The organism is Anaeromyxobacter sp., from assembly GCA_016718565.1.
Lineage (GTDB): Bacteria > Myxococcota > Myxococcia > Myxococcales > Anaeromyxobacteraceae > JADKCZ01.
Genome location: JADKCZ010000005.1, coordinates 481,397 through 492,873, shown reverse-complemented (window position 1 = coordinate 492,873; position 11,477 = coordinate 481,397). Strand labels below are relative to the sequence as shown.

The following is an 11,477-nucleotide window of genomic DNA, read 5'->3' as shown; positions in this document are numbered from 1 at the left end:
CTGCTAGACTGCCGGTCCCATGCCGCCCGCCGACGCGCCCGCCCTGGCCCCCTCCCAGGGGCGCTTCCACCGCAAGGTGGCGATCGTGCTCGGCCTGGTGGTCGGGGTGGCCATGGCGGTGCTGCTGCTGGCCGTCTACCTCACCGGGCGCGAGCTGATGGCCAACGGCATGCGCCTGCGCGCCGCCGCGGTGGCCTCCAGCGCGGCCGCCGCCATGCGGCGGGCCGAGCCGGCCGCCCACTTCGACGCCGACGCCTGGGCCTCGCGGGTGCGCGCGGCCACCGACGACGGGGTGGAGGTGGCGGTCCGCGACGCCGCCGGGCTGGTGGTGGGCCGCTCGGCGGTGCCGCTGCCGGACGCCGGGGTGGTGGCCGGGGTGGCCCGGCTGGGCCCGGCCGCGGCGGTGCCGGGCGGCACGGTGGAGGTGCGGCTCGACCGCTCCCGCCTCTCCGGCCTGCTCGGGCTGGCGGTGGGCCTGAGCGCCGCGGCCGGCCTCCTGCTGGCGGTGGCGGCGGCGCTGGTGGGCGGCCTGCTGGCGCGGCGGCTGGCCAGCCCGCTCGGCCCCCTGGCGGAGGCGGCCGGGCGGATGGCCCAGGGCGACCTGGCGGCCGGCGCGCCGGTGGCGGCCCGCGACGAGCTGGCCACCCTGTCCGGCCACCTGGAGCGGCTCGGGGAGGGGCTGCGCGCCATGCTGGCCGACCTGCGCCTGGCCGCCGGGCAGGTGGGCGCCGCCACCCGCACCATCGGCGAGACCACCCGCGACCAGGTGCGGCAGCTGGGCGGCCAGGTGGCGGCGCTGGAGGAGACCGCCTCCACCGTGGCCGAGATGGCGGTGGCCTCGCGCATCGCCACCGAGAGCGCCCAGCTGGTCATCGAGGTGGCCGGGCGGTCCGACGCCGTGTGGCGCCAGGGGGCGCTGGCGGTGCGCGAGGGCATGGCCGGCCTGGCCGCGCTGGAGGGGCGGGTGGGCGCCATCGCCGGGGCGGTCACCGAGCTCTCCGACCGCACCGTGCAGATCGCCGGCATCATCGCCGCGGTCAAGGACCTGGCCGAGCAGTCCAACGTGCTGGCGCTCAACGCCGCCATCGAGGCCGCCAAGGTGGGCGAGAGCGGGCAGGGCTTCGCGGTGGTGGCCGAGGAGATGCGCCGCCTGGCCGAGCAGTCGCGCCGCGCCACCGACGAGGTGCGCGCCATGCTGGTGGAGCTGCAGCGGGCCACCCGCAAGGTGGTGGCCGCCACCAGCCACGGCAGCGAGCAGGCCCGCGCCGCGGTGCTGGGGGCCGAGCAGGCCAGCGCCACCATCAGCGGCCTGGCCACCGCCATCGAGGAGTCGTCGCGGGCGGCGCGCGGCATCGCCGACACGACGCGCCGGCAGACCGAGGAGATGGAGGGCATCGCCGCGGCGGTGGAGTACCTGCACGGCACCATGGGCGAGACCCTGGCCAGCGCGCAGCGCACCGAGCTGGTGGTGCAGGACCTGGCGCGGGTCTCGGAGCGGCTGGGCGAGGCGGTGGACGCTTACCGGACCTGAGCGGCCGCGAGCTCCCCTCACGGCCGCTGAGCGCCCGGGGGGACCTCCAGGTCGGCGGCCGCCCCGGCCGGCGGCGCCCCGTCGGCCACCTCGGCGAAGGAGACCCGCCCCTCGGCCCACAGCAGCCGGTCGCAGCGGTGCAGCAGCCCCTGCAGCCCGGCCCGGGTGGCCGCCGCCACCGCCACCCCGCCGGCCTGGTGGGCCAGCGCCTCGCCCTCGCCGGGCGGCAGCCGGTCGCACTTGTTGAAGACCAGCAGGCGCGGCTTGTCGCCCAGGCCGAGCCCGCCCAGGATCTTCTCCACCGCGGCCACCTGCTGGTCGCGGCGCGGGTCGGCGGCGTCCACCACGTGCAGCAGCAGGTCGGCGTCGCCCAGCTCCTCCAGGGTGGCGCCGAAGGCGGCCACCAGGTCCCTGGGCAGGTCGCGGATGAACCCCACCGTGTCGGTGATGATCACCTCGCGGTCGCGCGGGAAGCGCAGCCGACGGCTGGTGGGGTCCAGGGTGGCGAAGAGCTTGTCCTCGACCAGCACCGCGGAGTCGGTCAGCGCGTTCAGCAGGGTGGACTTGCCGGCGTTGGTGTAGCCCACGATGGAGAGCACCGGCAGGCCGCGCTCGTTGCGCTGGCGGCGTCGCAGCTGCCGGTCCTGCGAGAGGTTGTCGAGGCGCCGCTCCAGCGCGGTGATGCGGTCGCGCACCCGGCGACGGTCGATCTCCAGCTTGGTCTCGCCCGGGCCGCGGCCGCCGATGCCCCCGGCCAGGCGGGAGAGCGAGTCGTCGCGCCCCACCAGCCGCGGGTAGAGGTACCGGAGCTGGGCCAGCTCCACCTGCAGCTTGCCGTCGGCCGACTGGGCCCGCTGGGCGAAGATGTCGAGGATCAGCTGGGTGCGGTCCAGGATCTTGAGGCTGGTGGCCTCGGCGATGTGGATGGCCTGCGACGGCGAGAGGTTGGCGTCGAAGACGATCAGGTCGGCCATCAGCTGCATCGACCGGAGCAGCAGGTCCTCCAGCTTCCCCTTGCCGATGAGGGTGCGCGGGTCGACCTCGCGGCGGTGCTGCAGCGTGGCGTCCACCACCTCCACCCCGGCGGTGCGGGCCAGCTCGCGCAGCTCGAGGAGCGAGGCCTCGCCCTCCTCGCGGCTGCGGAGCCGGCCGCTCACGCCCACCAGGATGGCCCGCTCGCGCCCGCCGGTGCGGCGCCCGGTGCGGGCCCGGGAGAACTCCTCCTCCAGCGCCAGCGGCGCCGACAGGGCGTCGTGCTGGAGGTCGTGCACCGAGGCGGCCGTCTCCTCCTGCCAGAGGGCGCCGGCCGGGTTCTCCGGGATGAGCCAGGCCAGGTGCACGCGCCCGGGCAGGCCGTCGTCCTTGACCTCCAGGGCGGCCACCAGGTCGAGCCTGAGCAGCGCCAGGTCGGTGTGGTCGTCGCGGGTGAGCGGCTCGCCGTCCAGGTGGGTGTGCACCAGCCGCAGGCCGCGCAGGCGGTGCGAGCCGGCCCGCTGCCGCCCCAGGTCGGGCAGGGTGAGCCTGCGGGCGTCGCCCACCACCACCCAGTCCACGCCGCCCTTGCGGTCGAGCAGCACGCCCACCTGCCGGCCGGTCTCGTGCGAGAGCTCGGCCAGGTGGCGCGCCAGCTCGGGCGAGATCACCTGGTCGGCGTCGACCCGGCGGCGGTAGGTGCGGCGGAGGGCGGCGAGCTGGGAGGGCTTGAGGCCGAGGGTGTTGCCGGCGACGTCGTGCATCGGGTGGCGGCAGCATAACGGCGCCGCCGGCCGGGGGCGATCACATCACCAGCGACCGGTCGTCGGTCTCGATGCCCAGGTAGCGGAGCAGCCGGAGCTGGTGGGTGCGCAGGCCGCGCACCGCCACGTGGCGCCGCCCGCCCAGCGCCCGGGCCAGCACCGCCACGCCCATGTCGTGGAAGTCGCGCACCTGCGTCAGGTCGACCCGCACCTCGCGGTCGGGGCCGGCCTCGAGGAGCTGCCGCACCACGCGCTCGGCCGCTGGGACGTCGAAGGTCCCGTTCGCTTCGATGATCATCGGCTGTCGCTCCCCGGCACCGGTGCTCGCCATCGTCGCATCCGCCTGGACGCGCCAACCCTCTGCGCTGGCAGGTCCTCGACTCGTGCATGGAAGAATCGTGCCGAAGACCCTGCGAAGCCTGGGGTTTTTCCAGGAAGTGCAACAACGCGCGATCACGCCGAGATCAACGGCGGGTGCAGTTCTGTCGCAGGCCTGGTCGGGGCCGGTCGCCGTCGACCCGGGGTGGTCGAGGACCGGGGGCACCGCCCCCAGGGTATGGCAACCGATCGCAACCACAGGGGAACCCTGCCCCGGTTTGCGCCCCACCGCGGCGCCGCCTATCTTCTGCCCCCCGCCGCGCCGTCGCAGGACCCTTCACCCGCCCAGCGGCGGCCAGAGCGCCATGACCGACCCTGCCCCGCGGAACGAGCGCGACGATCTCGACCGGCTGCCCGCGCTCCACTACGGGCTGGCGGCCGCCCTGGCCTTCTTCACCGCGCTGCTCGCCATGCCCATCGTCACCGGGTGGCGCGTGGTGGGCAACCCCGGCGTCTACAACGAGGGGCTGGCGCGCACCCCGTCGCTGGGGGGGTGGCTCTTCCTGGTGGTGGGCGCGCTGGTGCTCCTGTACGGCGCCGGGCTCTCGGCGGCGCTGCTGGTGGCGGCGCGGGCCATCCGCCGGCGCCGCGGCCACTCCTACTGCCTGGTGGTGGCCGGCCTCACCACCTTCTTCTTCCCGTTCGGCACCCTGCTCGGGTTCCACACCATCAACGTCCTCACCTCGGCCGTGGCCAGCCGCGAGTTCGCCGGCCCGGCGGCCAGCCCGGTCGCCTCGCCGTAGGGGTCTCGCCCCTCCGCCGGACGCGGTACCATGGACGCCCAGTCCGGGGGTCCCGACGTCCAGACCACACCCAGCCGCCTCGCCCGACCGAGCGCTCACCACCGAGGCCACCAGCCCCGAGCGGCGCCGCGTCACGCTGGTGGTGGTGGCCATCAACACCACCTTCCTGGCGCTGGACCTGGCCTCCTACGGGGCCTCGCCGGCGGTGGTGGGCGGCCGCCTCCTGGTCTCGGCGGCGCTGCTGCACGGCTGGTGGATGGCCGGGCGCTGGCCCGCCGCGGCCTGGCTGCCGCGCGCCCTGACCCTCGACGCGGCGCTCCTCACCGCCGGCATGGGGGCGCTGGCGGCCGGCACCGGCGGGCCGGCCAGCCCCTACCACTTCTTCGTGCCGGTGATCCCGGTGGTGCTCGGCATCTTCGTGCCGGACGAGCCGGGCCCGCCGCTGGCCGCCGGCGCGGTCGGCCTGCTGGTGGGGCTGCTGGCCCAGCCCCCCGGGACCCCGGCCGGCCAGGTGGCCTTCCTGGTGACGGCCCACGGCGCCTGCACCTTCTACGGCTGGGTGGCGGCGCGGCTCTACCGCCGCCTGCGCGAGCGCGAGCGGGCCGCCGCCGAGGCGCGGGCGCAGGCGCAGGCTGCGCTGCACGACTCCGAGGCCCGGCGGGCGCTCGCCGAGCGGCTGGCCTCGCTGGGCCGGCTGGCGGCGGGCGTGGCCCACGAGATCAACAACCCGCTGGCCTTCGTGAGCACCAACGTGGCCTTCGTGGAGGAGGAGCTGGCGGCGCGGCGCGAGCCGGAGGGCGAGCTGCGGGACGCCCTGCGCGAGAGCCGCGGCGGGCTCGAGCGGATCAAGCGCATCGTCCAGGAGCTGCGCGGCTTCGCCCGCGGCGACGCCGGGGGGCCGGGCCCCACCGACGCTCTGGCGGCGCTGGCCGAGGCGCGGCGCACGCTGGGGCCCCGGCTGCCGCGCCTCGAGCTCAGGGCCCCGTCCGACCCGCCGCCGGTGGTGGCCAACCAGGCCGAGCTGGTGCAGGTGCTGCTGAACCTGCTGGCCAACGCCGCCGACGCGGTGGCCCCCGCCGAGGCGGGCGGCTCGCCGGGCTGGGTGGAGGTGGTGATCGAGGTGGTGGCGGACGGGCTGGAGGTGGCGGTGTGCGACTCCGGCCCGGGGTTCACGCCCGAGGCGCTGGACCACCTCGGCGAGCCCTTCTTCACCACCAAGGGGGTCGGCGGCACCGGGCTCGGGCTGGCGCTCAGCCGCGAGTTCGTGGAGCGCTGGGGCGGCCGCCTGGTGGCCACCAACCGGCCGGAGGGCGGGGCGCGGGTGGTGGTGGTGCTGCGCCGCGCCGACCCCCGGGCCGGGCCCGCCGGGGCCTGAGCGGGTGGCGCCCCGCCCCGGGCGCGTGCTTCACTCCCGCCATGTCGCTCATCGTGGTGGACGTGGAGTCGGATGGGCCCTCGCCGGGGCACTACTCGATGGTCTCCTTCGGCGCGGTGGTGGTGGAGCCCACCCTCAGCAAGACCTTCTACGGTCGCACCCGCCCCATCTCCGACCGCTGGAGCCCGGAGGCGCTGGCCATCTCGGGCGTGACCCGCGACGAGCACCTGCGCTTCGACGAGCCCGGCCAGGTGATGGCCGACTTCGAGGCCTGGCTGGCGCAGGCCTCGAAGGGGCGCCCGGTCTTCTGCTCCGACAACCTGGCCTTCGACTGGATGTTCATCACCTGGTACTTCCACGAGACGCTGGGCCGGAACCCCTTCGGCTGGTCGGGGCGCCGCATCGGCGACCTCTACTGCGGCATGGTGAAGGACGGGTTCGCCACCTGGAAGCACCTGCGCAAGACCGCCCACACCCACCACCCGGTGGACGACGCCAGGGGGAACGCCGAGGCGCTGCTGGCCATGGTGGAGATGGGCCTGAAGCTCCCGATCCGGTAGCCACGCCGTGCTGCTCCCCGCCCAGGCCGCGCTGCTCGGCCTCTCCGCCGCCGCCTCGCCCGGCCCCTTCCAGGCGCTCCTGCTGGAGCGCGCCGCCCGGGCCGGTCCGCGGCGGGCCCTGCCGCTGGCGCTGGTCCCGCTGGTCTCCGACCCGCCGGTGATCGTGGCCTGCCTGTTCGCCCTGGCCGGGCTGCCAGGGGCCTTCGTCACCGGGCTGCAGCTCCTGGGCGGCGCGCTGCTCTGCTGGCTCGGGGCCAGCGGGCTGCGCGAGCTGGCCGGGACGGCGGCCGAGGCAGACGCGGCGACGACGGCGACGGCGACGACGCCCGCGACGACGACCCCGACGCCGACCGCACCCCGCGGCTTCTGGCGCGCCGCGCTGGTGAACCTGCTCAACCCCAACGCCTGGCTCTTCTGGAGCCTGGTGGGCGGGCCGCTGCTGGCCGGGGCGCTGCGGGATTCTCCGGGCCAGGCGGTCGCCTTCCTGGTGGCCTTCTACGTGCCGCTCACCCTGACCAACGCGGCGCTGGTGCTGGTCTTCGGCGCGGTGGGGCGCCTCGGGCCGCGCGCCGCGCGGGCCCTGGGCGGCTCCTCGGCCGCGGCCTTCCTGGCGCTCGGGCTGGTGCAGCTCTGGCGCGCCGCGGCGGGCTGAGCCCCGGCCGGTGGCCCCGGCCCTGCGTCAGGCGCCCGGCTTGGGCGCCGGCGCGGCGGCCGGGCTCGGCGCGGCGGCCCCGGGCGTGCCCGCGGCGGGCGGCGCCCCGGGGGGCGGCACCGCCGCCAGCAGCGCCTGCGCCTCCTTCCAGAGCCGCAGGTGGCGGTGGAACTGCTGGTCCATGCCCTTGACGTGCAGGCGCAGCCAGCCGGTGAAGCGCGAGCCGAACCAGAGGCGGAAGAGCGGCGACAGGCCGTTGGCGGCCAGCTCCTTGCGCAGCTTGTGCAGCTCCCCCAGGTAGGCGGCGTGATCGGCCTGGTGGGCCGGCCGCCGCCGGGTAGGCGGTCTCGCGCATCCACCGCTCCTCGGCGGCGAAGTGGGCGCCGGTCACGTCGAAGAGCTCGTCGAGCTTCCAGCGCGCCGTGCGCAGGTCGCCGCGCGCCACCGCCTCCTCGGTCGCCGAGTTGAGCTGGTAGAGCAGCTCGTGGGCGTCGTCGAGCTCGGCCTCACCGAGGGCCAGCGCCGGATCCCAGGCCTCCATCGGGGGCCCCTCAGGCCTCCTTCTTCCAGGCCAGCAGGGCCTTGGTCAGGGTGGCCGAGGTGGTCTCGAAGGCGGACTCGCGTCCCATGGCGGTGCGCGCCTCCTCCTTCTTCCCCTCCAGCGCCAGGCCCAGCACCTTGGCCGCCTCCTGGTGGAAGGTGGCGTGCAGGGCCCTGATCTCGGCGAAGCGGGGCGCCTTCTTCAGGGCCGCGTCGCCCAGTAGCCACTTGCCGAACTGGCAGGCGTCCTCCTTCTTGGCCTCGGTGGGCACGAACTTGCTCTGGCCGGAGCCGATGGCCATGGCCAGGTGCGACTTCCACATGCCATGCGCCAGGATGGCGGCCTGCACGGCTTCCTTGAGATCCGACATGGTGGTCCTCCCTCTGCTGCGGTGGCCCGCGACCCAGCCCGGGCCGCGGTGGTCCTGCGTGCTGCGTCGCTGCGGCGACCCGGCCTAGATGGCCCGGTAGAACGAGGTGCCGGCACCCTCCTCGCGCCGGTAGGCATCAGACAGGCCCATGGTGGTCTCGGCCGAGCCGAGGAAGAGGACCCCGCCCAGGCGGAGCTGCCGGCGCACCCGCTCCAGGATGGCCTTCTTGGTGGGCACGTCGAAGTAGATGAGGACGTTGCGGATCATCACCACGTCCATGGGGGGCAGCGCCGGCCAGGGCCCGGCCAGGTTGAGGTGGCTCACCGAGAGCAGGGCGCGCAGCGCGGGCTTCACCACCCAGGCGTCGCCGTCGCGGGTGAAGTGCTTGAGGAGCAGCGGCGCCGGCAGGCCGCGGTTCACCTCCAGCGTGCTGAAGCGGCCGGCCCGGGTGCGCTCCAGCATCTCGCGCGAGATGTCGGTGCAGTGCAGCCGGACCTGCCAGTCGGCCAGGGCCGGGAAGTGCTCGGCCAGCAGCATGCCCACGCTGTAGGCCTCCTGGCCGCTGGAGCAGGCGGCGCTCCACAGGTCGAGCCGCCGCTCGGAGATGCGCTCCTTCTGGATGGCCGGGACGATGAGCTGGCGCAGCGCCTCGAAGGGCTTCCAGTCGCGGAAGAAGCTGGTCTCGTTGGTGGTGAGCGCCTCCACCACCGCCAGCTCCAGCGCCGCGGTGGGCGTGCCGCGCAGCTGCTGCAGCACCGCGTCCACGCTCCCCAGGCCCTGCTTCCTGGCCACCGGCTCCAGGCGCGACTCCACCAGGTACTCCTTGCCGTCCTCCAGCAGGATGGCGGCGCGGCGGCGCAGCCACTCGCGGAAGAAGAGGAAGTCGGCCTGGCCGACGCTCACCGGCTCTCCCTGGCGGCGGCGCGCTGCCCGCGGGCCACCCGCACCGCGATCTCGTCCCCCACCTCGTCGAGCGGCAGCACCTGGTCGGCCAGCCCGGCCTCCACCACCGCGCCCGGCATGCCCCACACCGTGGAGGTCTCGCGATCCTGGGCCAGCACCAGGCCGCCGCGGGCCCGCACCAGCCCGCAGCCGGCGGCGCCGTCGCGCCCCATGCCGGTGAGCACCACCGCCAGCACCCCCGCGCCGTAGTGCTCCGCGGCGGAGCGGAAGAGCACGTCGGCGGCCGGGCGGCAGGAGTTCTCCGCCGGGCCGTCGCCCAGGCGGGCCACCGGCAGCGAGTCCTCCCGCGCCACCAGCAGGTGGTGCCCACCCTGGGCGATGAGCACCGTGCCGGGACCGAGCGGCTCGCCGCCCCTGGCCTCCCGCACCGGCAAGGCGCACAGGGTGGCCAGCCGCTCGGCCAGGAGCCGGGTGAACAGGGTGGGCATGTGCTGCACCACCAGCACCGGCACCGCCAGGTTGCGCGGCAGGCGGGGCAGCACCCGCTCCAGCGCCTGGGGGCCGCCGGTGGAGACCCCGATCACCACCACCTGGATCTGGCGCGTCCCCACGCCCGGGCGCGCCGGCGCCGGGGCGGGCGGGGGCGCCGCCGGGGTGGCCCGCGCCGCGCCGGTCCGCTGGTCGAGGGCCCTCGCGCCCAGCGCCCGGAGCCGCGGCAGGACCTCCTTCTCCACGAAGACGCGGGCCGCCTCCGGGCTGGTGGCCTGCGGCTTGGCCACGAAGTCGGAGGCGCCGGCCGCCAGGGCGTCGAGGGTGGCCAGCGCCCCGCGCTCGGTGTGCGAGGAGAACATCAGCACCGGCAGCCGGGGGTGGAGGCGGCGCAGCGCCTTCAGCGTCTCGATGCCGCCCAGCACCGGCATCTCCACGTCGAGGGTCACCAGGTCGGGCGGCTGGGCGCCCACCCGCTCCAGCGCCACCTGGCCGTTGGGGGCCGAGCCGGCCAGCTCCAGGTCCGGGCTGGCGGTGACCGCGTCGGAGACCAGCTTCCTGATCACCGCCGAGTCGTCCACCACCAGCACGCGGAGCCGCCTCATGCCGGCGCCCCGGGGAACTCGAAGCCCAGGATGGAGAGCTTGCCCACCAGGTCCTCGGCGGTGAAGGGCTTCATGACGTACTCGCTGGCGCCGGCGGCCAGCGCCGTGCCGATGCTGGAGACGTCCGAGTTGCCGGTGGCCATCACCACCAGCACCTGGTCGTAGGCCCGGTCGGCCCGCAGCATCTTCAGGAACTCCAGGCCGTCCATCACCGGCATGTTCCAGTCGAGGATGACCAGCTCGACGGGCCCCAGCGAGGCCAGCACGCCGCGCGCCTCGACGCCGTGGCCGGCCTCGAAGACCTCGAAGCCCAGGTCGGCCAGCATGCGGCCCACGTGCAGCCGGGCCGGCGTGGAGTCGTCCACCACCAGGGCGCGCATGGCTAGACCGTGAACCGGCCGATGAGGCGCTGCAGCTCGGAGGCCATGCGCGACAGCTCCTCCGAGGCCTTCTGCATGTCGGCGGTCCCCTGCGAGGTGAGGCGCGCCGCCTCGGCCACCCCGCTGATGTTGCTGGCGATCTCCTTGGAGCCCTCGGCCGCCTCGGTGACGCTGCGGTCGATCTCGTTGGTGGTGGCGCTCTGCTCCTCCACGGCGGCGGCGATGGTGCTCTGGTACTCGTTGATCTGCCGGACCACCGCGCCGATCTGGGCGATGGCCTGCACCGCGCTGGCGGTGTCGGCCTGGATGGCCTCGATGCGGGCGCCGATCTCCTCGGTGGCCTGGGCGGTCTCCTTGGCCAGCTCCTTCACCTCGTTGGCCACCACCGCGAACCCCTTGCCGGCGTCGCCGGCCCGGGCCGCCTCGATGGTGGCGTTGATGGCCAGCAGCTTGGTCTGGGCGGCGATGGCGGTGATGACCTTGACCACCTTGCCGATCTCGGCGCCCGAGGCGCCCAGCTTCTGCACCGTGGCGTTGGTGGCCTCGGTGGCGGCCACCGCCGAGAGGGCCACCCGGGCCGCGTCGGCGGCGTTGCGGGCGATCTCCTTGATGCTGACGCTCATCTCCTCCGAGGAGGCCGAGACGGTCTGCACGCTGCCGCTCACCTGGTCGGCCGACCGCGACACCACGCTGGCCTGGGTGGCCGTCTCCTCGGCGTTGGCCGACATCTGCTGCGACACCGCGTTGAGCTCCTCGGAGGCGCTGGCCATCAGCTCGGTGTTCTGGCCGATCTGGCGGACCATGTCGGCGATGCTGGCGCCCATCTGGTCGAAGGTGGAGCCGATCAGGCCGGCCACCGCCGGCAGCGGCTCGGTCTCCGACAGGTCATTGGCGGCGATGGCCTGGGCCTTCACCAGCAGGGAGGAGAGCGCCGCCTTGACCTGGGCCAGGTGCTCGGTCCGGTCCGAGCCGGCCGGGGCGTCGACGGCCTCCACGTTCAGCCCCATCGACTCGAGCAGGGTCAGCATGAAGGCGTCGCCGATGGCCTGCATGTCGTAGTTGAAGACCCGCCAGAGCGCCTCCATCACCTTCAGGGCCACGGCCGGGCCGAAGGCCGCCAGCAGGCGGACCTGCACCAGGCGGGCGTACTCGCAGTAGGCGCCGATGTACCACTTGAAGGGCAGGTTGATGCGGTCGTGGATCGAGCCCACCAG

Annotated in this window: 13 protein-coding genes; 5 read left to right on the top strand and 8 right to left on the bottom strand. The window is 75.2% G+C overall.

Features of this window, described 5'->3' with window-relative positions; genetic code table 11:
• The first annotated feature begins 19 nt into the window (after positions 1-19).
• On the top strand, positions 20-1,531 hold the full coding sequence (locus IPO09_14565) for a methyl-accepting chemotaxis protein (protein ID MBK9518542.1): 1,512 nt from the start codon (positions 20-22) through the stop codon (positions 1,529-1,531).
• 17 nt (positions 1,532-1,548) lie between these two features.
• Here the strand turns inward: IPO09_14565 and hflX are convergent, their stop codons facing one another.
• Together hflX and IPO09_14555 are read right to left on the bottom strand one after the other, a co-directional pair.
• Entirely contained in the window at positions 1,549-3,267 is a 1,719-nt protein-coding gene (gene hflX, locus IPO09_14560; GenBank protein MBK9518541.1) for a GTPase HflX, read from the bottom strand.
• Between the two features lie 40 nt (positions 3,268-3,307).
• Positions 3,308-3,565: an STAS domain-containing protein gene (locus IPO09_14555; GenBank protein ID MBK9518540.1), complete on the bottom strand. Its 258-nt coding sequence runs from the start codon at positions 3,563-3,565 to the stop codon at positions 3,308-3,310.
• 385 nt (positions 3,566-3,950) lie between these two features.
• Between IPO09_14555 and IPO09_14550 the strand changes: the two genes are divergently transcribed.
• The 4 genes from IPO09_14550 to IPO09_14535 all read left to right on the top strand — a co-directional run bounded on the left by IPO09_14550 (position 3,951) and on the right by IPO09_14535 (position 6,975).
• Complete coding sequence (locus IPO09_14550) at positions 3,951-4,388, top strand: hypothetical protein (GenBank protein MBK9518539.1); 438 nt, start codon at positions 3,951-3,953, stop codon at positions 4,386-4,388.
• A gap of 145 nt (positions 4,389-4,533) precedes the next feature.
• A complete protein-coding gene (locus tag IPO09_14545) occupies positions 4,534-5,763 on the top strand; it encodes a hypothetical protein (GenBank protein ID MBK9518538.1) in 1,230 nt (409 codons plus the stop codon).
• Between the two features lie 41 nt (positions 5,764-5,804).
• A complete protein-coding gene (locus tag IPO09_14540) occupies positions 5,805-6,323 on the top strand; it encodes an exonuclease (protein ID MBK9518537.1) in 519 nt (172 codons plus the stop codon).
• Between the two features lie 7 nt (positions 6,324-6,330).
• Entirely contained in the window at positions 6,331-6,975 is a 645-nt protein-coding gene (locus tag IPO09_14535) for a LysE family transporter (GenBank protein MBK9518536.1), read from the top strand.
• A 27-nt stretch (positions 6,976-7,002) separates the two neighbouring features.
• Here the strand turns inward: IPO09_14535 and IPO09_14530 are convergent, their stop codons facing one another.
• The 6 genes from IPO09_14530 to IPO09_14505 all read right to left on the bottom strand — a co-directional run bounded on the left by IPO09_14530 (position 7,003) and on the right by IPO09_14505 (position 11,348).
• Positions 7,003-7,158 carry a hypothetical protein gene (locus IPO09_14530; GenBank protein MBK9518535.1) on the bottom strand — a complete coding sequence of 52 codons (156 nt, stop codon included), beginning with the start codon at positions 7,156-7,158 and terminating at the stop codon, positions 7,003-7,005.
• Positions 7,159-7,526: 368 nt separating this feature from the next.
• Positions 7,527-7,886: a CZB domain-containing protein gene (locus tag IPO09_14525; GenBank protein ID MBK9518534.1), complete on the bottom strand. Its 360-nt coding sequence runs from the start codon at positions 7,884-7,886 to the stop codon at positions 7,527-7,529.
• Positions 7,887-7,970: 84 nt separating this feature from the next.
• On the bottom strand, positions 7,971-8,789 hold the full coding sequence (locus IPO09_14520) for a protein-glutamate O-methyltransferase CheR (GenBank protein MBK9518533.1): 819 nt from the start codon (positions 8,787-8,789) through the stop codon (positions 7,971-7,973).
• A complete protein-coding gene (locus IPO09_14515) occupies positions 8,786-9,883 on the bottom strand; it encodes a chemotaxis response regulator protein-glutamate methylesterase (GenBank protein MBK9518532.1) in 1,098 nt (365 codons plus the stop codon). Before IPO09_14515 ends, IPO09_14520 begins: the two co-directional genes overlap by 4 nt.
• Positions 9,880-10,263, bottom strand: coding sequence for a response regulator (locus tag IPO09_14510; GenBank protein MBK9518531.1), 384 nt, complete (start codon positions 10,261-10,263; stop codon positions 9,880-9,882). Before IPO09_14510 ends, IPO09_14515 begins: the two co-directional genes overlap by 4 nt.
• A gap of 2 nt (positions 10,264-10,265) precedes the next feature.
• On the bottom strand, positions 10,266-11,348 hold the full coding sequence (locus IPO09_14505; GenBank protein ID MBK9518530.1) for a hypothetical protein: 1,083 nt from the start codon (positions 11,346-11,348) through the stop codon (positions 10,266-10,268).
• Between the last annotated feature and the right edge of the window lie 129 nt (positions 11,349-11,477).